We start from the raw sequence: 23,032 nt of genomic DNA, 5'->3' as shown, positions 1-23,032 counted from the left end.
AACCGAGCGAACCGAGCGAACCGAGCGAACCGTGAGGATGCCATGACATCGTTGACCGAGCCCGCCACCTCCCCCGCCGCGGCCGTCCTCAGGGTGTACGATCCGCGCTCCGGCTCGCCAGTGGGCACGCTCGGTGCAGCTACCCGCGAAGAGGTGGCGCTGGCCCTCTCCGTGTCAAGGGCGGCCCAGCCGGACTGGACCCGGATGGACCCTCAGCGGCGCGGCGTACTGTTGCGCTCGGCCGCCAATGCCCTCGCGGAAGGCGCCGACGCGCTGGCGGAAATGAACGGCCGCGAAACGGGCCGCCCCGTTGACGAAGCACTGGCCGGTATCCGGGCCGGAGTAGCAACACTGGAGCAGCACGCGGAACTGGGGCCGGTACACCGCGGACACAGCTTGCGCGGCAGCGTCCTGGCCGCCGACTACACCGTCGCCGAGGCGCGCGGCGTGGCGGTGCTGCTGACACCGTGGAATGATCCGGTGGCCGTCGCCGCGGGTCTCATCGGTGCGGCTTTGGTGACCGGCAATACCGTGATCCACAAGCCCAGCGAGCGGTGCCCACACCTGGGTCTGCTGTTGGGCGAGCTGCTCTCCCGCGTCTTTCCGCCCGGCGTCCTCCTTACCCTGACGGGAGGCCCCGAGGTGGGTGCCATGCTGACCACCACCGATGCCGACGTCTTTGCCCACGTGGGATCGAGCGCCTCCGGGCTGCGGATAGCGCGGGCGGCGGTGCTGACGGGGGCCCACGTTGTCCGCGAGAACGGCGGCAACGACCCGCTGGTGGTGGATGCCGGCGTTGATCCCGCCTGGGCTGCGGAGCAGGCCGCCATCGGGGCCTTCAGCAACAGCGGTCAGATCTGCACGTCTGTGGAACGGATCTATGTTCATCAGGACATTGCCGATCCCTTCTGCTCCGCGCTGGCCGAGCAGGCGCGACGGCGCAACGCGGAGCATCCGCTGGCCCCGCTGGTGGACACCCGGTTGCGCGACGTCGTCCACGCCCAGGTCGCCCACGCCATCGCGCTCGGTGCCCGGGCCACTGCCGGCGGCGCCGTTCCCGCGGGGCCGGGGGCGTACTATCCGGCCACCGTGCTGCTGGGGTGCACGGAACGGATGGAGATCATGACCGACGAAACGTTTGGTCCCGTGGCCCCGGTGCAGGTCGTGGCGGACTTCGCTGAAGGCCTCCGGCTTGCTTCCGCCGGACGCTACGGGCTGGCCGCCACGATACTGACCGGCAGCATCGAGCACGCCCACCGCGCGGTGGCCGCGCTGCCGGTGGGGACGGTGAAGATCAACGCCGTCTTCGGCGGCGCACCCGGGGGATCCGCCCAGCCCCGCGGAGCAAGCGGTGACGGATTCGGATATGGACCCGAACTGCTCGACGAATTCACCCGAGTGAAGGTGGTCCATGTCAGCATCCCGCCGGCCGCGGACACACCACCAGAGTCCCCACAGACCGACCCGGTCCAGACCGACACGGTCCAGGAGCCGCAATGAGTCCGATGATGGATCAGCGCGGGCTCACCGAATGGCTGCCCCGCAGGCTCGCGGAACTGTCTCCGAGAGTCACGGTGATCGGCGACGTCATTCTGGATGGCTGGTGGACCGGCGTCATCGAACGACTGTGTCGGGAGGCCCCGGCACCCGTGGTGGAAATACAGCATCGGGAGTATGCCCCGGGCGGAGCCGCGAATACGGCCATGAACCTTGCGGCACTCGGTGCCCAAGTACGGCTGGTAGGGCTGGTGGGCGACGATAATGCCGGCGCCGCACTCAGGCAGCTTCTCCAGCATGCCGGGGTGGACGTATCGGGGCTGGTGGCCCATACGGGTCAATCGACGACGACGAAGTGCCGCGTTCTCAGCGCCGGACAGGTCATGCTGCGGATGGATGAACCGGCGGGGAATCCCGATCCGGACGCACTGCGCCTGCTGGCGCAGCGGCTGCCGGGATGCTTGGCAACGGCTGACGCCGCCGTGATCTGCGACTACGGCCTCGGCGCTTTGACCGGGGCGGTGGCCACGGCTTTGCTCACCGAGCTGGCAAGGGGCGACGATCCCGCTGATCTCGCCGATCGGGCTGATCCTGTCGGCCGTGCGCGCCCGCTGGTGCTGGTGGATGCCCACGATCCACGCCCATGGGCCGCTCTGGAACCGGACCTCGTGACTCCCAACGCCGCGGAGGCGGCCCGGGTCATTGATCGGCCGCTTCCCGCCGGTGCCGCGCGCGCGGACCTCTTCGTCGATCACCAGCGGCAGCTGCTGACCGCAACGCGGAGCGGGGCCGCCATCGTGACCCTGGACCGTGACGGCACGGTGCTGCTCAGCCGGGACGGCACCGTTCACCGGACCTGGGCGAGACCGGCCACGGAAAAACAGGCCTCCGGGGCCGGCGATACGTTCGTCGCGGCGTTGACCATCGCCCGGGCGGCGGAACTGCCGCTGAGCACCTGCGCGGACCTCGCGCAGGCGGCGGCCGACGTCGTCGTGCTACGGCAGGGAACCTCCGTCTGCAGCACTGTGGATTTGACCCGGCACCTAGCCGGCTTCGCCGACACTGCGCTGGACGCCGACGAACTCCTGGCTAAGATCGCCTCCGAACGTGCCGACGGGCGGCGGATCGTGCTGACAAACGGCTGTTTCGACGTGCTGCACCGCGGCCATACCCGCTATCTCAATCAGGCCAAGCAACTGGGTGACATTCTGGTGGTCGCCCTCAACAGCGACGACAGCGTGCGCCGGCTCAAGGGGCCGGACCGGCCGATCAACACCGTCGGGGACCGGGCAGCCGTCATCGCCGCGCTGAGTTGCGTGGACTATGTCACCGTCTTTGATTCCGCGACGCCGATCCCGCTGATCACGGGGCTGCGGCCGGACGTCTACGCCAAGGGCGGTGACTATACACCGGACATGCTGGAGGAGACCGGAGCGGTAGAGGAATACGGCGGCCAGGTGCGCATCTTGGACTACGTCCCCGAGCATTCGACGACGGCGGTGGTCCGGCGGATCCGCGGCTAGCTAAGCGAAGACCGCCACCAGAAAGTCCGATGCCGGTCTCCACGGCCTAAGATCCCAGGTCGCGAACCGGGACTGGCACTGAAGTCCCGCATCCGTTGCGTCGGCGAAAAACCGGTCAAAGCCGTAGCCGCGGCCCGCGCCGAAGCCTGTCACCAGGCGGCCCTGCGGAGCCAGATGCCGCTTGAGGTTTTCCAGCACCAACCCGGCACTGCCCGGTGCGAGGAACGTCATCACGTTTCCGGCGCTGACGATAAGGTCGAACGGCTCCGTGATGCCCAGGGCCGGCAAGTCCAGTTCCGCCAAATCTCCGGTCAGCCAGGTTGGGTCCGGGTGGTCCGCTTGCGCTGCCTCGATCAGTTCGGCATCCGCATCGACACCCACCACGGTATGTCCACGCCAGCCCAGCTCGCCCCCCACCCTGCCGGTACCACATCCTGCGTCCAGGATCCGGCTTCCGCGCGGCACCATCGCGTCGATCAGCCTGGCCTCACCATCCAGGTCGGCGCCGTCGGCCCGCATCTTCTCGAACCGCTGGATATACCAGGCCGAGTGTCCCGGATTCGCGCGCTTTTGCGCCTGCCACAATGATTCTTCCCGCATCCCGACAGCCTATGCCCTGCCGACCGAGCGCCGACACCACTCTTGTGCTCCCGCCGGGCCGTCAAGGCCGGACTCGGGGCGAGTCCCGACTCCGCTCAGGCTGCGCTGATCTACCACCGTGATCCGACTTCGGCGTTGGCAGAGATCCAGCGCAGCAGGGCGCCCAGCACCTCGCGGTCCGCCCTGTCAATGCCCTCCAACAGCTGCCGGTCGCGCTCCAGGCAGCGGGGGAATTGCGAGTCCACGAGAGCATGGCCCTGGTCGGTGAGCCGGAGCAGCACCACCCGCCCGTCGCGCCCCCAGCGAAGCAGTTCGACGAGCACGGCCGCAGTGAGCCGGTCGGCGTGCTTGGTGGTCGACGTGCTTAGTGGTCGACGCGCCGCTGAGCATTGTCGCCGCAGCTACCGCAGCCGGTTACGCACCACCCTGTCCCGCTCTCCCGAGGCCATGGCCGGGATGGCACTGGGAGCGGCGGTAGGCTGCGCCGTTGCGCTGGCGCCGTTCCTTCTCGTACCGCTGGGACTGGCCCGGCACGAGGCCGCCTCAGCGCTGGCCGCCGGGTTCGCCGTCAGCCGCGTGCTGGACACGCTGACCGGCGTCGTGCTCGGCGTGGTCGTCGCCGCCATACCATCAGCCTGTCCGACAGACACCGTCTGCCGACTCTCTTCTGCCACGGGACGACCTGCCGCGGCGGCAGCTTATCTATCGGGTCCGCGGTCGGTACCGCCCGCGGATGCGCGGTCCCGGCAGTTCGCCGCAGCTTCGTCCGGAATCCGGTCGGGCGAAATGCTTCGGTTGCTGATTCCCACCGCGGAGATGACGGCGCCGACGGCGAAAAGCAGCACGGTGACGACCAGTACCCGGTGGAAGCCGCCGACGTCGAGCGCTCCGTTCACGATGACGCCGGCGAAGGCGACCGCGATCAGCCCCGCCACGCGCGAGACCGCGTTATTGATCGCGGAGCCGATTCCGCTCTGTTCCGGCCGCACGGATCCCAGGATGGCAGCCGTCAGCGGGGCGACCGTGATGGAGAGCCCGAGCCCGAAGAGCATCAGGCCTGGCAGCACCTGTGTCCAGAAATTGAACGGCAGGTGCGCGGACAGCATCAGCAGGTATCCGGTTCCAGTCACCAGCGGCCCGGCGGCCATAAAGAACCGCGGACCGTGTTTCCCGGCCAGTCCACCGAACACGCCCGCCAGCAGCAGCGACAGCACGGCCACGGGAATCGTCGCCAGGCCGGCCTCGGAGGCGGAAAGCCCCGCAACCTCCTGCAGAAAGAGCACCACCACCAGCTGGCCCAGGGAGAGACCGGCATAGATGAAAGCCGTAGCCAGGTTCCCGATGCCGAAGTTCCGGATTCGGAACAGCCGCAGCGGCATCATCGGATTTGGAGTCCGATGTTCCCACCACAGGAACGTTCCGAAGCCCAGGAGTCCGGCACCGAATGGGACCGACACCGCCGGGCTGTGCCACCCCAGCCGTTGCTGTTCGATGAGTGCAAATACCGGACCACCAAGGCCCGCCGCGGCAAGCACGGCGCCCGCAAGGTCCACCCGCACCCGCCGCGCCGCGGGTGCGGAAATTTTCAGCCGCAGCAGGAGCAGCAGCGTGGCGGCAATGGGAACGATATTGATGCCAAAGATCAGCCGCCAGCTCACGGAGTCCACCAGCAGGCCGCCCAGCAGCGGGCCGGCCACGAACGCCGTTCCCGTCCACCCTGTCCACGTGCCGATCGCCTTGGCCCGCGCAGGCCCGGTGAATGTTGCGGTGATCAGGGCGAGGGAGCTCGGCACGAGCATGGCCGCTCCGGCGCCCTGGACGGCACGGGCCGCGATGAGCAGCGCACCCGCGGGGGCCAGCGCGCAGCCAAGAGAGGCAGCGCCGAACACCAGCAGACCCACCCGGAGGATCCGCACGCGCCCGAACGCATCCGAGATGGCACCGGCAACCAGGATCAATGCGCCCAAGGTCAGCAGGTAAGCGTCGATCACCCACTGCTGCAGGGCAATGCCACCGCCCAAATCGGCCGTGATCGCCGGCAGCGCGACGTTGACGATGGCGCCATCGAGGAACGCCACGAAGGAGGCGAGGATCGCCACCAGCAGCACGGTCCGCTGCGCCGTCGTCCGCTGCGCGTGCCGCCCCGCGCTGTCGTTGGCCCCACCGGCCTGCCCGCTCATCCCGTGTCCCCTTTCGGTATTACAGTCCCTCATTATGCAGCAGCATTGTGCAGCGGCGCCTGCGGCTGTACGTACCCACCGCGAATACCCGTCCCAAAAACCAGTACGTTGCGGTCCGCCGAAGATTCGCTCGCCCTAATCCATAAGGAACCTTACAATGAGGCAAGGATGATCGATGGCTGTCAATTGAAGGCGGAAGATGTCCGGATATTTTGAGCTGGTTATGGCACCCGAGGGCCGTTACCGTGTGCGGTTGACGGACGGCAGGGGTGAATTGTTGGCCGTATCCGTGACCTTCGAGACCAAGGCCGCCGCCGTGGCGGGAATCGCCGCCGCCCGCGAGATCGCGGCCGGGCTTCCGGCGCCGGCCGTTACCGGCGGTTGACGTGCGGCCCGAGGGGGAGAATGCTGACTTCAGGTACAGGTAACCCAGCATCAGGGAGCGCATATGTCCTCGGCCAGCACAGCACATGTCCTCATTCTCGGAGGCGGGTACGTCGGCCTCTACACCGCCTGGGGCCTCCGCAAGGAACTGTCCCCTTCGGCGGTCAAAATCACCGTGGTTGAGCCAAACTCGTACATGACCTATCAGCCGTTGCTTCCGGAAGTCGCCGGCGGTGAACTCGATGCCGGCAGCGTCGCAGTGGATCTGGCTCGGGCGCTCAAAAACGTCGACCTGTTCAGAGGACGGCTGACCTCCCTGGACGTGAACAAGAAGTCCGCGGTCCTCGAATCCATCACCGGTGCGACGGTCAGCATGGATTATGACCACGTCGTGCTGGCGCTGGGTGCGGTCACGAGGACCTTTCCGACACCGGGACTTGGGGAAAACGCCGTCGGCTTTAAAACCCTTGAAGAGGCCATCTACGTGCGCGATCAGGTGCTGGAAAACGTCGCGCTTGCGGCCGCCGCCACCGACCCGGCGGATCGCTCCAGGGCCCTGACATTCGTCTTCGTCGGCGCCGGCTACACCGGAGTGGAAGCCCTTTCCGAGCTCAACGATCTTTCTAAACTCGCCGTTGATGAATATCCCGCGCTCAGCAGATCAGAGCTCAGGTGGGTGCTCATTGAGGCACTGGAACGGGTGGCGCCGGAGGTCGGCGTCAGGCTTTCCGGGTGGACCCTATCCGAGCTGCGCCGGCGGGGCATCGACGTGCGGCTGAAGACGACGATGAAGTCGTGCGTGGAGTCCGAGGTCGTGCTGAGCGACGGCGACTCATTCTTCGCCAATACGATCGTATGGACCGCCGGGGTCAAACCCAATCCAACGCTCGATGCAACAAATGTGCCGCGCGGCCCAAAGGGGCACGTAAATGCCAATGCCCGTCTTCAGGTCATTGACGACGACGGCGCACCGGTTGCCGGCGCGTGGGCGGCCGGGGATAACGCCCAGGTCCCGGACCTCACCGTGGAAAAGCAACCGGCGTACTATCCCCCGAACGCCCAGAATGCGGTCCGGCAGGCCAAGTTGCTGGCCAAAAACATCGCCGCGGAACTCCACGGCCGCCCGATCGCGGAATACCGCCACAAGTCGATGGGGGCCGTTGCCAGCTACGGCGTCGGGCGGGGCGCGGCGATCATCATGGGAATTGAGCTGAAGAACCGCCCAGCGTGGTTCGTGGACCGGCTGTACCACGGACTGGCCACGCCAACCTACAACCGGAAGTGGCATATTTTTGCCACCTGGCTGATGCATGCCTTCACCAAGCGCAACGTGACACCGATGAGCGCACGGGAGCACCCGAGGGAAGCATTCCGCCGCAGCATTGAGCCGACGAGGCCCTAGCGTCCGATCCCCTCCGGCGGCAGGGCTATTTCGTCAGACCGGCCCTGCGGAGCGCCTCGGCCATCGCCGTGTTTGCCGATGCCGGCCGGGTGCGTTCCGACGCTGCCGGGGCCGGAGCCGCGGTAGGCATGCTGCCCCGCTCGCCCGGGCCGGGGGTCCGTCGTGCAGCGGCGGTCCGTCGTGCAGCGGCGGTACCTGCCGCAGAGGTAACCGCCGCAGGTTGCCTTCCTCGTCCGGATTCCGCCGCTGCGGGCTCGTCCGTCAGCCGCAGCGTCAGCGCGATCCGCTTCCGGTCCGGATCAACCTCCAGCACCTTGACCCGGACCACCTGACCGGACTTCACCACCTCGTGCGGGTCGCGGACAGAGGTGGCGGACATCGCCGAGACATGCACCAGGCCGTCCTGATGTACGCCAATATCAACAAAAGCACCAAACGCGGCCACGTTGCTGACGGTTCCCTCCAGGACCATGCCGGCCCGCAGGTCGGTGATCTTTTCGATCCCCTCGGAGAACGAGGCCGTGGCGAACTTGGGGCGCGGGTCCCGGCCCGGCTTCACCAGCTCGGTGATGATGTCCCGCACCGTCGGCAGCCCGAAAACTTCGTCCGTGAAGTCCTCCGGCACCAAGGTGGCGACCGCGCCTGCTCCGGCAACGACCTCGTGCGCCGTAGCGCCGGCAGCGGCGAGGATCTTCCGCGCCACCCCGTAGGCCTCGGGATGCACGCTGGTGCCGTCCAACGGCTCCGCTCCCCCACTGACGCGCAGAAATCCTGCGCACTGTTCAAACGCCTTCGCACCCAGCCGGGGCACTTTTTTGAGCTCGGATCGCTTGGCGAACGGCCCGTGTTCATTGCGGTGTGCCACGATGTTCGCGCTCAGCAGCGTCCCCACGCCGGCCACCCGCGCCAACAGGGCGGGCGAGGCGGTGTTCACGTCCACGCCCACCGCGTTCACGCAGTCCTCCACCACCGCATCCAGTGCCCGGTCCAGCTTCACAGGCGTCAGATCGTGCTGGTATTGACCCACGCCGATGGACTTCGGTTCAATCTTGACGAGCTCGGCCAGCGGATCCTGCAGCCGGCGGGCAATGGAAACGGCACCGCGCAGCGACACATCCATGTCCGGCAGCTCCGCGGAGGCAAGCGCGGAGGCGGAATATACCGAGGCTCCCGCTTCGGAAACAACCAGCTTGGCGACCATCCGGGCGGGATTCTGCCGCACAAGTTCGGTGATCAGCTCGGCGGTCAGTTTGTCCGTTTCCCGGGACGCGGTCCCATTGCCGATGGCAATAAGTTCGACGGCGTGGGACCGGGCCAGGCGCGCCAGGACCGCCAGCGCGTCGTCCCATCTCCGGGCCGGGGCATGCGGATAGACGGTGTCCGTGGCCACGACCTTGCCGGTGCCGTCCACAACGGCGACCTTCACCCCCGTGCGCAGCCCCGGATCGAGTCCCAGGGTGTTCCGGTTGCCCGCCGGGGCCGCCAGCAGCACGTCGCGAAGGTTTGCCGCGAACACCCGGACAGCTTCCTCCTCCGCTGCAAGGAACAGCCGGGTCCGCAGATCGCCGGCAAGCCGGATGAGCAGCCGTGACCGCCACGCAAGCTGTACGGTCTGGGCCAGCCACGCATCGGCCGGGCGCCCGCGGTCGCTGATCCGCAAAGAGCGTGCGACGGCGCTCTCGTAACGGGCCCGGACGGCGGCAAGGGCTTCAGGATCGCGCGGATCCGCCTCCGCCACGTCCAGCTGGAGGACGCCTGCCTTTTCACCCCGCAGCAGGGCCAGCACCCGGTGCGAGGGCAACGCGCGCAAAGGCTGCGCAAAATCGAAATAGTCCTTGAACTTTGCGCCCTCAAGCTCCTGACCGGGCTTGACCTGCGCCCGCAGCCTGCCCTGCTTCCAGAGCCGCTCGCGCAGCTCGTTCAGGAGCGTGGCATCCTGGCCGGCCCGCTCGGTCAGGATGGCCCTGGCGCCGGCCAGGGCCATCGCCGAATCGTTGATGCCGTGCTCCGGATTTAGGTATCGCGCCCCTTCCCGTTCCGGACCCAGCTGCGGGTTCCGCAAGAGCGCGTCGGCCAGCGGTTCCAGTCCAGCCGCACGGGCGATCTGCGCCTTAGTCCGGCGCTTGGACTTGAACGGAAGGTACAGATCCTCCAGTGCGGACTTCGTTCCGGCGGCGGCGACGGCGGCCCGAAGCTCCGCGGTCAGCTTGCCCTGGGCGTCGATGGACTCCAGTACCGCCCGGCGGCGGTCTTCGAGCTCCCGGAGGTAGCGCAGCCGTTCTTCCAGGTCGCGCAGCTGCGCGTCGTCCAGCGTGCCCGTAGCCTCCTTACGGTAGCGGGCCACGAACGGCACCGTTGCACCGCCGTCGAGCAGGTTAACCGCAGCCTTGACCTGCCACGGGTTCACCTCGAGCTCCGCAGCGATCCGGGCATGGATACTGCTGTTCAGGCTTTCCGTCGTCTGTGTCACCCGATCCATTTTGCCCTACAGCGGCGCGCATCCGCATCCCGCGCAATGCCGGGGACGCCGCCGCACCGCGGCCCCGCCAATCCGGACCATCCGGACCCCACGGCGCCCGGCGTCACTTACGGTGCGCGTTTTCCGCGTCGACCACCTTGCCGATGAAAATCTCGAACTCACTGAGCCAGGTGGCCCAGAAACTGCGCCGTCGATTCGACGGTGACCTCGCCGTCGTCGGCCATCAGTCCGTCCTTGAACTGGATGGAGGCCTCCGGATTGGCGAGTTCCGGTGAATTGATAAAAGACAGGATGCTGGGCAGATGCTGCTGCGCAATGGCAGTACCGATCGCCCCCGGCGACATGCCGATCACGGCAAAGGGCCTGCGGGCGAAGGAATTCTGTCCCCAGGGACGGGATCCCCGGTCGATGGCGTTTTTCAACGAACCGGGAATGGAGCGGTTGTACTCCGGCGTGACAAACGTCAGCGCGTCAACGCCGACGACGGCGTCCTTGAGCGCCAAGCCCTCCGGCGGCTAGTCGGCGTCAATCGTGGTCCGGAGGTAACTCTCAATTTAGTTCTCCGGCCGGTGCCCGTATAGGGGCGAAGCGGCGTTGGGTTGGGTTTCAGGCATCTGCAGGGACGACCGCAGCGCCGGCCACGCGGCCGCCAGCCCCGGGTGCAGCGCAAGTCCGGCGACGGCGGCCACGGGGACCCACAGCAGCTCGATGCTCTCCGGATCCGAAATTTCGGGCTCAAAGGTCTCCAGGACGCGGGCGACGACGGTGGTGTAGGCCCAGTAGCCGACATCAAAGACCGAGGTGAAAAGCACGTTCAGGCGCGCCGCTGGAACCGCCGCTTCTTCGTGCGCCTCGCGCAAGGCTCCAGCCACCGGATCCTCTCCCTCGTGCAGGGCTCCCCCCGGCAGCCCCCACGTCCCGCCGCGGTCGCTCCACATGGCGCGGAGCTGCAGCAGGACGCCGCGGTCCACATCGTGGGCGAGCAATCCGGCCGCACCAAATCTCCCCCAGAATCTGCCGTGCTCGCCGTCCACCCACGCGTCACCGGGATCGCGGGGACCAGCCAGACGGGGATGTCCACCGGCTGCTGGCGATGTCGGATCAATCATGGTTCCAGACTCTCACACGCTCACGCGTGGTTTCCCCTGCTTCGCCTCGTCCCGACATTCCGGGTAGTGACCGGAGAGCAGAGACGCGCGGTATCCTTACCCAACCGCAGTGACATTCAACAAGCCGTGTCCCCCTAACACAGGAGCCACACCACAACCCGTCCGGGTGTTCCGCCGAAGGCGAAAAAGTGGATCCATGGACATCACGAACTGGCATACCCAACACCAGCAGCCTTTGACCGCGGGTCAGCGGGCCGCCGATGCACTTCGCAATGGCATGGGCAGCTGGCCTTTCATCGCGGCCTTCATCATCGCAATGGTTCTCTGGGCGGCTGTTAATTCCAGCGTGCTGGTCAACAATTCCTGGGACCCCTACCCCTACATACTGCTGAACCTTTTTTTGTCGATGCTGGCAGGTCTGCAAGGGGCAATACTTCTCATTTCCGCCAAACGACAGGACGCCATCAGCTCGGCCATGGCCAAACATGACTATGACACGAACGTAGCCGCAAAGGTCGAAATTGACCGCCTTATCCAGCTCGGCGGACAGCATAGGGAAATGATGACCGAGCTGCGCACCATGCTGCTGCAGATGACCGGTCCGCAGCACACCGGATCGGGCGGTCACGTCAACCCAACGGATTAGCGCTCGGCGCCGGAACTCCGCAGCTTGCGGGATGGACGCCTTGATGTGCCCGGGGCCGCGTCAATGTGCGTATCCGGACTTACACCTGCCGGCGGAGCACTTCCCATTCGGCCATCAGATGGGGCAACCGTATGTCCAGGAACCGGTAAAACTGCGCCATGTCCCGCACCCGCGACGTCGTCGTCGAGGACGGATCGTCCAGGGCGTCGATCGCCCTGTCGGCGAGCCCGGCAAGCGCACCGTACACCCGGCTCTCGCTGGTGGCCGCGGCGTACCAGGGGTCCTCGGGAAGTTCGTAGCGGTCCCGGCGGCTGCCCGACTGCGCCACCCGCCTGATGATGCCAATGGTCTGCAGATACCGGACGGCACCGGAGATGCCGGCCGCGCTTACCTCCAGCCGCTGCGCGAGTTCCGAGGCAGTGAGGGCGCCGTCGTCGGACACCATGAGGGACATCAGCACGCGGGCGGGCATCTTCGGGAACCCCGCCGACGCCAGAACGGCCGCTGATTGCTCGACGGCGGCCCGCAGCGCTTGTTCATCTCTTGCCATCTTGTTGTGTCCATTTCTCCGGGTTTTCAAGGATCCAGGATCCACTTCCCGGGCTTCACCTCCCAGGTTGCCACGCCCCCAAGTTCGCGCTGGCGCATAACCGCCACGGCAACGGCCGCGGCGGCAAGGGCGATGACGAGCATCCACGCTCCGTCGCTCCAGTCCGTGCTCCCGCCAACGGGTACCGGCGTATGGGTGAACGGCGAGAGGTTCCGCGCCCACTCCGGCACGCCGAGCAGGGCCCCGAAGAAACCGAGGAAAACGCCGATCCCGACCAATGTCCAGCCCAGGCTGATCGTCAGGCCGGGCAATAGGACGAAGAGCAGTGCGAGCACGCCCAGATACACCAGCGCGGCCGGCAACTGGGCGACGGCGGCGGCGAACGAATCGCCGACCCGCGCCGGGTCGCCCCCGACGGCGAGCGCGCTCAGGCTGGAAACGACGGCCCCGGAGAAAAGCACCAGCACGATCGCCGCGGTGCCCAGCAGCAGATAATCTCCGAACCAGCGCGTGCGGTCGACCGGCGCGGTCAGAATGAGTTCGGCCGTCCCGGCGGTCTCCTCCTGGCGCATCCGGATAACCGTCTGCGTCGAGCAGACTGCGGCGAGGACACCCACCAGGGAAAACATGACCGATATGAGCAACTGGTCCACTGATCCGCCGCCGCCTTGGTCCATATCCCGCAGCACCTTGGTCACCGTCGGATCGGCGCTGGCCGCCTGTTCCGCAAGCTTGGACAGCGTGCCGGCAAGCAGTCCGGTGGCGGCCCCGCCGATGCACCAGCCGACGATGGTGGGTAGCTGCAGCCGCCATGCGAGTGTGAGCGGGCCGGAGAGGTCGCCCCTCGCGTTCACCCTGCCCGCCCTGCCGGCCAGGAGGCTCGCCCCGCTGTCACGGTGCGCCTGCAGCAGGAATAGGGCCACCAGGCAGACGGCCGCGAGCGCAGCGCTGAGCAGCAGTGGAGTGAGATTGTTGGACGCGTATGCCCCCGTCTGCTGACCCCAGCCGATGGGCGAGAGCCAGCTTGTCCAAGCCGGCGTCAGATGGATCCCGTCCGCGCCCGGTCGGCCGAGTGCGTCGCCTAAGCCGCGAACGACGTACGCCAGGCCGACGGCGGCGGCTGCGACCCCGTTGGCGCCGCGGGAGGTGCGCATGAACCGGGCGGCCAGCAGCCCGACCCCAAGGAAGCAAACACCTGTCGCCGCAACCGCAGCACCAGTCACGACCGAGCCGTACGCATCGAGCCTGCCGGCGGTGAAGGCGAGGGCAACGACGCCGCCGAGCACCACATTCGCCAGGAAACCGTGGATGAGCGTGGCGACGGTTGGCGTAGTCCTGGCAGCAGGGGTCGCGGCAATCATTTCCGCCCGACCGGATTCTTCCTCGGCGCGGGAATGCCGGACCGCAAGAAAGGTGCTCATGAACCCGGCCAGCAGCGCAAGGAAGGTAAAGATCTCGAAGAATACGAAGGCATCCAGCCTCCCTCCCTGCGGGGTCCCCCGCAGCATCAGAATCGAGGGATTGGCGATGGCGAGCCGGAGTATGTTCTCCCGGCCGGCATAATCTCCGTACGTCTGCGCGACGGCGGAGGCGGAGACGACGGCTAGGAGCCCGATGCCGGCAATCCAGATGGTCAACTGCCAGCGGTCCCGGCGTGCGCGTTGGCGCAGCAGCACTGACAGCGTGCTCATCGTGCGGTCGCCTTCACGCCGTCTGCGGCCAGCTCTTCACCATAGTGGCGCAGGAAAAGCTCCTCGAGCGAGGGCGGATTCACCGTCAGCCCCTGTACGTCGAGGGTGGCGAGCACCGGCAGCACGGCATTGATCTTGTCGCTGCCGACGGAAAACCTGACCCGGCCGGCCGCCACCGTGAGGTCGTGGCTGGCCGGGATGTGCGCCAGCTGTTCCTGACTGATCCCCTCGACAGCGAACGAAATTTCGGTGCGTGTCAGATGGCGCAGTTCCGCCAGACTGCCGGACTCGACCGTCCTGCCGGCGCGGATGATGGTTACCCTGCTGCACAGCTGCTCCACTTCGGAGAGAATGTGACTGGAAAGGAGGACTGTGGAACCTGCGGCCGCGGCGTGCGCAATCTCCTGATTGAAGACCGCTTCCATAATGGGGTCCAGCCCACTGGATGGTTCGTCCAAAATGTACAGCTCAGCAGGCGTGGCGAAAGCGGCGATCAACGCGACCTTCTGCCTGTTCCCCTTCGAATAGGTGCGGCCCTTCTTCGTCGGGTCGAACTGAAACACTTCAGTCAGCCGCGACTTCCTGGCCGCGTAGACGGCCTTGTCAGCGGTTCCGCCGCGCAACCGGCTGATCAGGTCGATGGCCTCGCCGCCGGACAGGTTCGGCCACAGATTGACGTCCCCGGGCACATAGGCGATGCGCCGGTGAAGCTCCACGGCGTCGTTCCACGGGTCCTGTCCGAAGACTGCGGCGGACCCGGAGCTGGACCGCGCCAAGCCGAGCAAGACCCGGATGGTGGTCGATTTGCCGGAGCCGTTCGGCCCGAGAAAACCGTGGACTTCGCCCGCGGAAACTTTCAGATCGAGCCCGTCCAGCGCCTGCACGCGGCCAAAACGCTTGACCAGATTGCGTGTCTTGATGACCGTGTCCATACGTCCCAAGCTACGCTCGTTTCACAAACTTGTGAATCTTCCTAAGACACTGCTCCTGCCCGGACTGGTCGGGCGGCAGCCGGAACGTTCGGGACCGCCGGTCCTGCCTTGACTGGCCGGCAACGGCGGGGCCCGTGGCCGCGCGGCCATCCGGCGGTTATTCATCAGCGACGCTGCGCAGCCGCTGCCTGCACGTCTGCCACGACGCCGTCGTCCAGTGCGGCCCGGACACAGGCCGCAGCCAGCCGCGGCAGCTCATCGACACCGACAAGGCCGGCCAGACCCGCGGCAGCGGCCGGCAGCCCAAGCCGGGTTGCGCCGTCGACCACCTTTTGATCCAGAAAAGGGGCGACGTCCGTCCAGACGGCTTGGACTTCACGGCAAAAAATCGCCGCTCCCACGGGCCCAATGCCGGGAAACTCCTGCAGACCCTTGATCAGCCCAGGCGTGCCCTCTGCGGCACTATGGAGCCGCCGCAGATCGCCATGGTATTTCGCCGTCAAAAGCTCAGCTCCGTCCCCCAACATGGTCGCCGTTCGCTCGTCATAGCGGCGGTAGTGACCCCGCCCCAGAGCGTCGACACACTGCTGCCAACTGGCCGCGCTCATCGCCTGTGGCGTCCGGAATCCGGCGGCGAACAGCTCATGCGCCGCGGCGACCGCAACGGAAGCACTAATTCTGGCCGACAACAGAGTGGACAACACCAGCAACTGGTACAACGGCGCCGGCGCATCCTTGACGGTAATCCCCGCTTCCTGGGCATAGGTGCGCCCATAGCGTTTCAGCAGCACGGCGACCGTCCTGTCCTGGGCCTTCGTCATGGAAAATCCTCTCGGTTGCGGATTCTCGTGACTCTACGCCCCGATGGCGGATGGTTGGAGAACGCCTGGCTAAAGCTGGCCAAGATCGGCGCCTGACGGTTTGATGGTTGTGCTGTTAGCCGACCAGGCCGCTCCGCCGACGGATCAGAATGAGTAGCGGGTTCATCGCCGGGTCTCTGGTCGCCGCCGTGCTTCGAACCACAGCAGCCAGCCCAGCACCGCGAAGAGCAAGCACCAGATACCGATGGCGACCCTGCCCGTCCAATTGGGACCGAACAACGCAGGCATCAGCACAATGAACACGTAAAGGCCAAGCACCAGAGGCAAACAGGGGCGCATATCCGCGCCGCGTCCCACTGTGAATGATGCCGATTCCACCCGACCCCAGGCCGCCATGGAACGGATAGCTGAACTTGTGTATCGGCACACCGGGTGGAAAGACAAGGAGCATTAGCGCCGACATCGCCCGGCGATTCCGCCCCAGCAACCTATCGCTCCGAACAAACCGTAGCGGTGATCTCGAGGCCGTACGAGCGCTTCAGATGCTGCCACCATGATCGTTCCTTGTCTTTGGTCTCGGTTGCTTCCTATTGCTCCCGGGTAAGGCGATGAGGCATCCGTGTAAATACCCGGTTTCACCACCTAAGTTCCATTGCACCGATGCCAGCCAAACGATGAGTGCTGGATGGCACAGCCGGACAACGCGTCTGAGACCTTCGCGGTGACGCTTCGCCTAGCCCGCGAGGCGACTGCCCGGCGCTCACACGCTGAAGCCGTCGACCTATGGAACGACGCGATCAGCCTGCTGGATAACTCTGCGGAGGTCAGCCAAACCGCGCTGCTCCTCGAACTCGCCCGCAGCAGATATCGAGCCGGAGACACGACTGGGGCGTGGCGCACGTGCTGCGCTGTGGCTGACGTAGCAAGATCGACTGCTGACGCGGCCGCGATGGCCGACGCCGCCGCGGTCATGCGCGGCGTCGCCGACTTCGCCCTCGCGGCCCAGATTCACGACCTCTGCATTGTAGCCACGCTGCTCCTTGGCGGGAGCGACCCGGTGCGCTTGCCTCGGGTGCGCGCCCAACTGGCGGCGACCGGCAGCGCCTGGGTGAACACACGCTACTTTGAGCTCGACGATGGCCTGGTTTCTGATGCAGAGAGAGGCGATCCGGATGCCGCATTCCTCACCCTGGACGCCCTGCAGGGCGTCTCGTGAATCTCAGCGCCGAACTCGCCGTCTGCACCGCGGTGGTGGCACGGATGCGACAACCTCTGTGGCAGTGGCGGCTAACGATCGTGCATTCATCGTTGCTGCACCTCGAGGGACGTTTTGACGAGGCCCGGGCACGCTCCGATGAGGCCCTTCAGTTCGCTGCCGCGTCCGGAGACGCATCGGCCGCCTGGATGCACCTCGTCATAAGTTCGGCCATTGCCCTACACACCGGGGTGGGACTCGATCGCGCGGAAGCCTCGGTACGAACCGTACTCGAAGATGCGGCCTAATTCGCACGATGGTGGCTCGCGCTGATTCTGGCCGCGCAGGATAGGCGAGATGCCGTGGAAAACTATTGAAGGCCATTCGGCCTCTCCTGCCGGACTTTCCACGCCGTTCCCTGGAGTGGTTAATCGGCACCATCGGGCATGCGACGGTCTGCGTTTACCTGGGCGACGAGGAGGCATCCGCCGAGCTTTATGACGGCCTTCTTCCTTTCGAACGGATGCAGTCAAACGCCAATGACCAGACTCCGTCGTCGGGATCTGTGGCGTTGTACCTCGGACGGCTCGCCGCACTGAGAACAGACACGGACGCCGCGGCATCCACTCACCGCACGCGAAGCCGAGGTGGCAGCGCTGGTTGCGGAGGGGCTAGGCAATCGGGCGATCGCCGAGCGCCTGTTCCTTTCCGAGCGCACTGTCGAGAATCATGCGGCCAACACTTTGCACAAGCTGGGCTTCGGATCGCGGTCGGCGATTGCCCTCTGGTATCTAACCGATGGTGAGGCCGGTTAGCTCATGCAGCGCGTGCCGGAGTGCGTGCCGCCGCCTGGCCACGCGGCCCGCTGGGAACGTATTCCTGCGGAAGATCCGCAACTCGCGGTAATCACGACCCCTGTAAGGTCAAGCCCTGCGGATCGCTAGTCGCCCCGGGGGAGAAGTTCGGCGGAGATCTGCCGGGCGGCGGCGAGGATTTCGTCTTCGCTCGCATTCAGGTCTCCGGCAGCCATCCCCACCATGTTGATCACGACCAGCGACAACCGGGCCCGCAGTTGGTCCGCCACGCTGGCATTCGGCGGGGTAAGAATCTCGAACAATCGTTTCAGCTGAGCCGACATCCCCGATTTGTCAGGGGAAATCTCCCGCATGGCCACGTGATTGGCACTGATGAAACGAAACATCCGCAATCCCTGGTCCTGCATGATGTCGGCCCATCTGGACAGCACTTCCCGCCGCAGTACGGGACCTGGTTCCTGCTCCTCGGCCCACTGAATCAGTTCTGAGGTCTGGGCGAGCATCGTCTCAATCAGGGCGCGGACAATGTCTTCCTTGCTGGCGAAGTGGTAGTACAAGGCAGCCTTGGTGATATTGAGCTGCTCGGCGATCTCTCGCATTGACGTTGCCTCATAGCCGTGTTCGGCAAATAGCCGGAGCGCCACCGTTTGTATTTGTGCTCGGGTGCCCCCCGCTTTACGTGTTTCCGCCCCGCCCATCATGTCCCTCGCACTTTCCTTGGTCTGGCCCATCCGCTTGCTAACTGACCGGCCGGTAAGTACTATACTAACCGAGCGGTAAGGCAAATATAATTCTAGTCCCGAGGACTACGGAAACCGAACCGGAATGTCCCTCTCCGCCGCACGTTGCGGAGGACGCCCACCGCAACGGCAACAACTTAAATTCAGGAGAAAGAACCCGATGACCGAGTTACCGACTGTTTCGCCATCCGTGGCAGCAGCGAATAAACGCAACATCCTGCTCGTCTTTGCCGGGCTGATGGTGACGATGCTGCTGGCATCATTGGACCAGACAATCTTCAGCACCGCCCTGCCCACCATCGTCGGCGAGCTGAACGGCGTTGACCACATGCTGTGGGTCACGACGGCCTACATCCTGGCGTCGACGATCATGCTGCCGATTTACGGCAAGCTCGGGGATCTCATCGGACGCAAGGGCTTATTCCTCGGGGCCATCGCCCTCTTCATCATCGGTTCAATCGTCGGCGGTCTGTCCCAGGATATGACCTGGCTCATCATCGGGCGCAGCGTCCAGGGCCTCGGTGGCGGCGGTCTGATGATCCTCTCCCAAGCCATCATCGCCGACGTCGTGCCGGCCCGCGAACGCGGCAAGTACATGGGCATCATGGGCGGCGTCTTTGCCCTCTCCTCCGTCGCCGGACCGCTGCTCGGTGGCTGGTTCACCGAAGGAATCGGCTGGCGCTGGGCCTTCTGGATGAACATTCCGCTGGGCCTTCTTGCCATCGCTTCCGCGATGTTCTTCCTCCGCTTGCCCGAGGTTGCGAAAGGGAAGCCGCGCCTGGACGTTGGCGGCATGATGCTTCTGGCGATCGCGTCGACCTGCCTCGTGCTGGTCACCACCTGGGGCGGAACAACCTATGACTGGAATTCTCCGGTCATCATCGCGTTGATCGTCGGCACCGTTCTCACAGCCGTGGCCTTTGTGCTGGTGGAGCGGCGCGCCGCCGAGCCGATCATGCCGCTGCACCTTTTCAAGGACGGAAACTTCAACCTCACCACCGGGGCCGGCCTGATCATCGGAATCGCAATGTTCGGTGCCCTGGCCTACCTGCCGACCTACCTGCAGATGGTGACAGGAGCCAATGCCACCGAGGCCGGTTTCCTGATGATCCCCCTGATGGCGGCGCTGCTGGTCACCTCCCTCATCTCCGGGCAACTGGTGAGTAAGACGGGTCGCTATAAGTGGCTGCCGCTGGTGGGTACGTTCATTGTCGCGGTTGCCCTTGTTCTGCTCTCCACGATGACCTCGACGCTGGCCTTGTGGGTGCTCTGCAGCTACCTGGCCGTGATGGGCGTCGGCCTCGGCATGAGCATGCAGATCCTTATCCTCATCGTGCAGAACTCGTTCCCGATCTCCCAGGTCGGTACGGCAACCGCGTCCAACAACTACTTCCGGCAGATCGGCGCCTCGCTGGGATCCGCCGTTGTCGGAAGCCTCTTCGTTGCCAAGCTGACGCAGCTGCTCAGCGACCGCATGCCCGGTGCGGCGTCCGGTGCGGCAAGCGCCAGCAACTCCTTCACGCCGGCTATTGTCAGGGACCTGCCCGCGGCGGTCCGGGACGTAATTGTCGGCGCGTACAACGATGCGTTGACCCCGGTGTTCCTCTATATGGTCCCGCTCGTTCTCATCGCCGTCGTCCTGCTGTGTTTCGTCAAGGAAATCCCGTTGGCCACCACGATCGAACGTGACATCCTGCCGGAATCGCTGGAAATTGACGGGATGACCAACAACCGCCTGGACGACCCGGCCGAACGGGGTGCAGGACCGGAGGCACTCTCCGGCAGCCACGGCCGCTGAACGGCCTGGCCGGAAGGAACGGACGGGATATTACGCGACCGTGCCGGGGGGGCGCCTGATCCCCATGCCGACCCGACGTCAGCCCGGCTCATCGCCCGGGCGCGGAGCCGGTGTTCACGCGCTCCCGTCGTCGGTCGGCGCAGCGGCGCATGCCTCTCGCCACAATTCGGCCATGATCTGTTCGGCCGGCTCGGCACGGCAGGCGGCGAATCCCACGCCCGCCCAGAGCGCCAGGCCGTCCGCGTCCCCTACCGCCGCCGCGGCCGCACGAAGGGGACGTGTCAACTGGTTGACCTCGGGATACGCCGCGGGCGCCTGGCCATCGTGCGCCCGGATGAAGCGGTTGGTGAGTCCGCGGGCAAAGCGGCCGGAGAAAGCCCGGGTCAGCGTGGTGCCGGTGTACCGTCCGGAGACGAGAGCGTCCTTGTGGGTTTGCTGGGCCCCGGACTCGGGGCTGCGCAGCAGCAGGGTGCCTAGCTGGACGGCCGCCGCCCCCTGTCCCAGCAGTCCGGTGATGTTCGCCGCGGACCGCACACCGCCGGCGGCAATCAGCGGCAAGGTGGTGAGCCGGCGGAGGTCCGTCAGCAGGGCGCCAAGATTGTCGCTGCCCGGCGATTCCTCCGCTGTGTGGGTGCCCCGGTGCCCGCCGCCATCGGGGCCCTGGACGCAGAGGCTGTCCGCCCCGCAACGCACCGCGGCGCGGGCCTCGGCAGCGTCCGTCACCGTCACCGTCACGTGCATCCCCACTCGGTGCAGGCGTTCGACGACATCCGGTTCCGGGGTGCCAAAGGTGAAACTGACCAGGGGTAGCGGGTGCGCGACGACGTAATCGACTTTCGCGGCATAGGCATCGGTGTCCGACGGATCCGGCTCCGGCAGGGAGACGCCGTACCGGTCCGCTTCCTCCTGCAGGATGCGGCGGTAGCCGGCCACGAGCGCGGCCCGATCCGATGAGGAACCGTTGCCAACCGGCCCTGGCGGCGCCGGGACGAAGAGGTTGATTCCTAGCCGGTTGTCCGATAGCCCACGGGTAATTTCGAGCTCCTCTGCCATCGCGGGGACCGTTTTGTAGCCCGCGGCGAGGATGCCGAGGCCCCCCGCCGCGGCGGCCGCTGCAACGAGCCCGGGAGTCGATGGCCCGCCGGCCATGGGGGCGGCGATCAGAGGCATCCGCAGATCGGAGTACATAAACATATGACTTCCTTACGTCGTGGTTTCGGACGGACGAGCACCCTTAGAGCAGGGCCGCCAACCCCAGCCCTCCAGCCCCTGCTGCCACGGCCAGCGCCATTGTGCCCAGTCCGTTGACGACGGCGAACCAGATGCGACCGCCCTGGATCAGCCGCACGGTCTCGAAGCTGGCGGTGCTGAATGTCGTGTATCCGCCCAGGAATCCGGTGCCGGCGATGAGCTGAAAATCCGTTGGCGCCTGATGGCCCAGGACCAGTCCGGCCACCAAGCCCAGGGCCAGCGAACCGGTCAGATTGATGGCGATGGTGCCCATCGGAATGGCGGTACGGAAGCGGGAGCGGATCAGTCCGTCCAGCAGGAACCGGGTGCCGGCGCCGAGGCCACCGGCGAGGGCAAGCAGCACGACCGTCACGTCGGACCGCCGCCCGCGCTCCGGTGCAACAGCGCGCCGGCCCAGATTCCGGCGGTCGTGGCGGCCAGCCCGCCGACCAGGCTCAGGCCCAGATAGAGAGCCGCACCGGAGATCCTGCCGTTGGAGAGCAGCACATTGGCATCCAGGACCAGCGAACTGTAGGTGGTGAAGGCGCCCATGCATCCGGTGCCCACCAGCAGCCGGATGATCCGCAGCGCGCCCTGGTCCGGTCCGCGCCGCACCAGGTTTTCCAGCAGCAGTCCCAGCAATAAGGCACCGCAAAGGTTGATCAGCAGCGTCGGCAGCGGCCACCCCGCCGGCGCCGGAAGCACGGTCCCCAGACCGTACCGTGCCAGTGTCCCACCGATCCCGCCGGCGATTACCAGCAGAATATGGCCAAGGTGCAGATGAACCGGGCGCGCAGGACGCGCCGCAACGGCCTCCGGATCCTCAATCCAAGGCTGCAGCGCCGGAGGCGTATGCGCCGGTTCCGTCACCGCTCTCGCCTCGCCCCGCCGGGCGCCAGCGGAACCACCAGCACCGGGCAATGCTGGCGGTGCGTCAAATGTACGGCCACGGACCCGGTCAGGAGGTCCTCCAGTCGCGCGCCGATGCCGTGCTCCCGGGTGCCGACGACGATCATGGTTGCCTGCAGACTGGCTGCCAGCACGCCCAGTGCCCGTGCCGGGTCCCCGGAAAGCAGCTGCAGTGACCACACGACCGGGCTGGACGCCAGCACCTGGCCCAGGCGATCGGTCAACTCCGCCGGAATTTCCACGCCGCCGTCGTCAATAGTGTCTGGATCGATGGGCCTGACACCGGCCGGTGCTCCCCCGCGGCCGGTCACGGGGTAGGAGGCCACATCCACGTAAGCGCAGACCAATTCAACACCGAGCCGGACGGCAAGTGCCGCAGCGTTAAGGATGACGGCGGCCGGCTGGCCGGGCATCGTGCCCACCAATACCGGCCCGGCCCCTCCGGTGACACCCGACGTGTCGGACAGCTCTGCGGACCGATGGGCCCAATGATGGCGGGGCTGTTGGTCGCTCACACCCACGACTCACCCA

Annotated in this window: 24 protein-coding genes and 1 pseudogene; 9 read left to right on the top strand and 16 right to left on the bottom strand. The window is 66.3% G+C overall.

The genetic code is table 11. The features are described from left to right. Window positions 1-42: 42 nt before the first annotated feature. On the top strand, window positions 43-1,500 hold the full coding sequence (locus ACLLJI_RS09435) for an aldehyde dehydrogenase family protein (RefSeq protein WP_434620700.1): 1,458 nt from the start codon (window positions 43-45) through the stop codon (window positions 1,498-1,500). Further along, the gene (rfaE2, locus tag ACLLJI_RS09430) at window positions 1,497-3,020 is read left to right on the top strand and encodes a D-glycero-beta-D-manno-heptose 1-phosphate adenylyltransferase (protein ID WP_434620697.1); all 1,524 of its coding nucleotides are present in this window, start codon (window positions 1,497-1,499) and stop codon (window positions 3,018-3,020) included. Before ACLLJI_RS09435 ends, rfaE2 begins: the two co-directional genes overlap by 4 nt. Here rfaE2 and ACLLJI_RS09425 read toward each other — a convergent pair whose 3' ends face one another. The 4 genes from ACLLJI_RS09425 to ACLLJI_RS09410 all read right to left on the bottom strand — a co-directional run bounded on the left by ACLLJI_RS09425 (window position 3,021) and on the right by ACLLJI_RS09410 (window position 5,800). After that, window positions 3,021-3,620: a class I SAM-dependent methyltransferase gene (locus tag ACLLJI_RS09425; RefSeq protein WP_434620694.1), complete on the bottom strand. Its 600-nt coding sequence runs from the start codon at window positions 3,618-3,620 to the stop codon at window positions 3,021-3,023. A gap of 110 nt (window positions 3,621-3,730) precedes the next feature. Continuing rightward, the gene (locus tag ACLLJI_RS09420; protein WP_434620691.1) at window positions 3,731-3,943 is read right to left on the bottom strand and encodes a hypothetical protein; all 213 of its coding nucleotides are present in this window, start codon (window positions 3,941-3,943) and stop codon (window positions 3,731-3,733) included. A 78-nt stretch (window positions 3,944-4,021) separates the two neighbouring features. Next, on the bottom strand, window positions 4,022-4,246 hold the full coding sequence (locus ACLLJI_RS09415) for a hypothetical protein (RefSeq protein ID WP_434620688.1): 225 nt from the start codon (window positions 4,244-4,246) through the stop codon (window positions 4,022-4,024). Between the two features lie 72 nt (window positions 4,247-4,318). Further along, the gene (locus tag ACLLJI_RS09410; protein ID WP_434620685.1) at window positions 4,319-5,800 is read right to left on the bottom strand and encodes an MFS transporter; all 1,482 of its coding nucleotides are present in this window, start codon (window positions 5,798-5,800) and stop codon (window positions 4,319-4,321) included. 199 nt (window positions 5,801-5,999) lie between these two features. Between ACLLJI_RS09410 and ACLLJI_RS09405 the strand changes: the two genes are divergently transcribed. Then, entirely contained in the window at window positions 6,000-6,185 is a 186-nt protein-coding gene (locus ACLLJI_RS09405) for a DUF1508 domain-containing protein (protein WP_434620682.1), read from the top strand. 63 nt (window positions 6,186-6,248) lie between these two features. Next, window positions 6,249-7,586 carry an NAD(P)/FAD-dependent oxidoreductase gene (locus tag ACLLJI_RS09400; protein WP_434620679.1) on the top strand — a complete coding sequence of 446 codons (1,338 nt, stop codon included), beginning with the start codon at window positions 6,249-6,251 and terminating at the stop codon, window positions 7,584-7,586. 25 nt (window positions 7,587-7,611) lie between these two features. Here ACLLJI_RS09400 and ACLLJI_RS09395 read toward each other — a convergent pair whose 3' ends face one another. The 3 genes from ACLLJI_RS09395 to ACLLJI_RS09385 all read right to left on the bottom strand — a co-directional run bounded on the left by ACLLJI_RS09395 (window position 7,612) and on the right by ACLLJI_RS09385 (window position 11,174). Then, a complete protein-coding gene (locus ACLLJI_RS09395) occupies window positions 7,612-10,056 on the bottom strand; it encodes a Tex family protein (RefSeq protein WP_434620676.1) in 2,445 nt (814 codons plus the stop codon). Window positions 10,057-10,223: 167 nt separating this feature from the next. Beyond that, on the bottom strand, window positions 10,224-10,568 hold the full coding sequence (locus tag ACLLJI_RS09390) for an NADPH-dependent FMN reductase (RefSeq protein WP_434620673.1): 345 nt from the start codon (window positions 10,566-10,568) through the stop codon (window positions 10,224-10,226). Between the two features lie 51 nt (window positions 10,569-10,619). Continuing rightward, entirely contained in the window at window positions 10,620-11,174 is a 555-nt protein-coding gene (locus ACLLJI_RS09385; RefSeq protein WP_434620671.1) for an NUDIX domain-containing protein, read from the bottom strand. Between the two features lie 196 nt (window positions 11,175-11,370). On the opposite strand from ACLLJI_RS09385, the gene ACLLJI_RS09380 reads away from it, so the two are divergent. Further along, window positions 11,371-11,820 (top strand): DUF1003 domain-containing protein, encoded by a 450-nt coding sequence (locus ACLLJI_RS09380; RefSeq protein WP_434620668.1) that lies wholly within the window; start codon window positions 11,371-11,373, stop codon window positions 11,818-11,820. Between the two features lie 79 nt (window positions 11,821-11,899). Here the strand turns inward: ACLLJI_RS09380 and ACLLJI_RS09375 are convergent, their stop codons facing one another. The 4 genes from ACLLJI_RS09375 to ACLLJI_RS09360 form a co-directional block, all read right to left on the bottom strand. Continuing rightward, window positions 11,900-12,370, bottom strand: coding sequence for a GbsR/MarR family transcriptional regulator (locus tag ACLLJI_RS09375; protein WP_434620665.1), 471 nt, complete (start codon window positions 12,368-12,370; stop codon window positions 11,900-11,902). A gap of 26 nt (window positions 12,371-12,396) precedes the next feature. Beyond that, window positions 12,397-14,061, bottom strand: a complete 1,665-nt coding sequence (locus tag ACLLJI_RS09370; RefSeq protein ID WP_434620662.1) for an ABC transporter permease — start codon at window positions 14,059-14,061, stop codon at window positions 12,397-12,399. After that, the gene (locus tag ACLLJI_RS09365) at window positions 14,058-14,993 is read right to left on the bottom strand and encodes an ABC transporter ATP-binding protein (RefSeq protein ID WP_434620659.1); all 936 of its coding nucleotides are present in this window, start codon (window positions 14,991-14,993) and stop codon (window positions 14,058-14,060) included. Before ACLLJI_RS09365 ends, ACLLJI_RS09370 begins: the two co-directional genes overlap by 4 nt. Before the next feature lie 164 nt (window positions 14,994-15,157). Beyond that, window positions 15,158-15,814 (bottom strand): endonuclease, encoded by a 657-nt coding sequence (locus ACLLJI_RS09360; protein ID WP_434620656.1) that lies wholly within the window; start codon window positions 15,812-15,814, stop codon window positions 15,158-15,160. A 685-nt stretch (window positions 15,815-16,499) separates the two neighbouring features. Between ACLLJI_RS09360 and ACLLJI_RS09355 the strand changes: the two genes are divergently transcribed. The 3 genes and pseudogenes from ACLLJI_RS09355 to ACLLJI_RS09345 form a co-directional block, all read left to right on the top strand. Then, on the top strand, window positions 16,500-17,030 hold the full coding sequence (locus ACLLJI_RS09355) for a hypothetical protein (protein WP_434620653.1): 531 nt from the start codon (window positions 16,500-16,502) through the stop codon (window positions 17,028-17,030). After that, window positions 17,027-17,317 (top strand): hypothetical protein, encoded by a 291-nt coding sequence (locus ACLLJI_RS09350; RefSeq protein ID WP_434620650.1) that lies wholly within the window; start codon window positions 17,027-17,029, stop codon window positions 17,315-17,317. The genes ACLLJI_RS09355 and ACLLJI_RS09350 overlap by 4 nt, the downstream gene beginning before the upstream one ends. Before the next feature lie 327 nt (window positions 17,318-17,644). After that, window positions 17,645-17,824, top strand: a pseudogene (locus ACLLJI_RS09345) (LuxR C-terminal-related transcriptional regulator); the annotation flags it as partial. 125 nt (window positions 17,825-17,949) lie between these two features. On the opposite strand, the gene ACLLJI_RS09340 reads toward ACLLJI_RS09345, so the two are convergent. Next, the gene (locus tag ACLLJI_RS09340; RefSeq protein ID WP_434621379.1) at window positions 17,950-18,522 is read right to left on the bottom strand and encodes a TetR/AcrR family transcriptional regulator; all 573 of its coding nucleotides are present in this window, start codon (window positions 18,520-18,522) and stop codon (window positions 17,950-17,952) included. Window positions 18,523-18,724: 202 nt separating this feature from the next. On the opposite strand from ACLLJI_RS09340, the gene ACLLJI_RS09335 reads away from it, so the two are divergent. Next, complete coding sequence (locus tag ACLLJI_RS09335; RefSeq protein WP_434620647.1) at window positions 18,725-20,362, top strand: MDR family MFS transporter; 1,638 nt, start codon at window positions 18,725-18,727, stop codon at window positions 20,360-20,362. Between the two features lie 114 nt (window positions 20,363-20,476). On the opposite strand, the gene ACLLJI_RS09330 is transcribed toward ACLLJI_RS09335, so the two are convergent. From ACLLJI_RS09330 to ACLLJI_RS09315, 4 genes are read right to left on the bottom strand one after another with little or no spacing between them, the layout of a single operon-like run. Then, on the bottom strand, window positions 20,477-21,556 hold the full coding sequence (locus tag ACLLJI_RS09330; protein WP_434620644.1) for a nitronate monooxygenase: 1,080 nt from the start codon (window positions 21,554-21,556) through the stop codon (window positions 20,477-20,479). 40 nt (window positions 21,557-21,596) lie between these two features. Continuing rightward, entirely contained in the window at window positions 21,597-21,965 is a 369-nt protein-coding gene (gene crcB / locus ACLLJI_RS09325) for a fluoride efflux transporter CrcB (RefSeq protein WP_434620641.1), read from the bottom strand. After that, entirely contained in the window at window positions 21,962-22,462 is a 501-nt protein-coding gene (locus ACLLJI_RS09320; RefSeq protein WP_434620638.1) for a fluoride efflux transporter FluC, read from the bottom strand. The genes crcB and ACLLJI_RS09320 overlap by 4 nt, the downstream gene beginning before the upstream one ends. Further along, a complete protein-coding gene (locus ACLLJI_RS09315; RefSeq protein ID WP_434620635.1) occupies window positions 22,459-23,016 on the bottom strand; it encodes a universal stress protein in 558 nt (185 codons plus the stop codon). The genes ACLLJI_RS09320 and ACLLJI_RS09315 overlap by 4 nt, the downstream gene beginning before the upstream one ends. Between the last annotated feature and the right edge of the window lie 16 nt (window positions 23,017-23,032).

It is taken from the genome of Arthrobacter sp. A5, assembly GCF_051131705.1.
Lineage (GTDB): Bacteria > Actinomycetota > Actinomycetes > Actinomycetales > Micrococcaceae > Arthrobacter_M.
Note: the sequence above shows the minus strand (reverse complement) of the source record. Positions and strands in the feature narration are given on the sequence as shown.

Excerpts from the sequence above, each read along its gene's own strand:
- ACLLJI_RS09335 (WP_434620647.1), top strand. The coding sequence starts at position 18,725 with ATGACCGAGTTACCGACTGTTTCGCCATCCGTGGCAGCAGCGAATAAA.
- ACLLJI_RS09330 (WP_434620644.1), bottom strand. The coding sequence starts at position 21,556 with ATGTTTATGTACTCCGATCTGCGGATGCCTCTGATCGCCGCCCCCATG.
- ACLLJI_RS09375 (WP_434620665.1), bottom strand. The coding sequence starts at position 12,370 with ATGGCAAGAGATGAACAAGCGCTGCGGGCCGCCGTCGAGCAATCAGCG.
- ACLLJI_RS09425 (WP_434620694.1), bottom strand. The coding sequence starts at position 3,620 with ATGCGGGAAGAATCATTGTGGCAGGCGCAAAAGCGCGCGAATCCGGGA.
- ACLLJI_RS09435 (WP_434620700.1), top strand. The coding sequence starts at position 43 with ATGACATCGTTGACCGAGCCCGCCACCTCCCCCGCCGCGGCCGTCCTC.
- ACLLJI_RS09415 (WP_434620688.1), bottom strand. The coding sequence starts at position 4,246 with ATGGCGGCGACGACCACGCCGAGCACGACGCCGGTCAGCGTGTCCAGC.
- ACLLJI_RS09340 (WP_434621379.1), bottom strand. The coding sequence starts at position 18,522 with ATGGGCGGGGCGGAAACACGTAAAGCGGGGGGCACCCGAGCACAAATA.
- ACLLJI_RS09385 (WP_434620671.1), bottom strand. The coding sequence starts at position 11,174 with ATGATTGATCCGACATCGCCAGCAGCCGGTGGACATCCCCGTCTGGCT.
- ACLLJI_RS09405 (WP_434620682.1), top strand. The coding sequence starts at position 6,000 with ATGTCCGGATATTTTGAGCTGGTTATGGCACCCGAGGGCCGTTACCGT.
- ACLLJI_RS09355 (WP_434620653.1), top strand. The coding sequence starts at position 16,500 with ATGGCACAGCCGGACAACGCGTCTGAGACCTTCGCGGTGACGCTTCGC.
- ACLLJI_RS09410 (WP_434620685.1), bottom strand. The coding sequence starts at position 5,800 with ATGAGCGGGCAGGCCGGTGGGGCCAACGACAGCGCGGGGCGGCACGCG.
- ACLLJI_RS09370 (WP_434620662.1), bottom strand. The coding sequence starts at position 14,061 with ATGAGCACGCTGTCAGTGCTGCTGCGCCAACGCGCACGCCGGGACCGC.
- rfaE2 (WP_434620697.1), top strand. The coding sequence starts at position 1,497 with ATGAGTCCGATGATGGATCAGCGCGGGCTCACCGAATGGCTGCCCCGC.
- ACLLJI_RS09365 (WP_434620659.1), bottom strand. The coding sequence starts at position 14,993 with ATGGACACGGTCATCAAGACACGCAATCTGGTCAAGCGTTTTGGCCGC.
- ACLLJI_RS09380 (WP_434620668.1), top strand. The coding sequence starts at position 11,371 with ATGGACATCACGAACTGGCATACCCAACACCAGCAGCCTTTGACCGCG.
- ACLLJI_RS09400 (WP_434620679.1), top strand. The coding sequence starts at position 6,249 with ATGTCCTCGGCCAGCACAGCACATGTCCTCATTCTCGGAGGCGGGTAC.
- ACLLJI_RS09360 (WP_434620656.1), bottom strand. The coding sequence starts at position 15,814 with ATGACGAAGGCCCAGGACAGGACGGTCGCCGTGCTGCTGAAACGCTAT.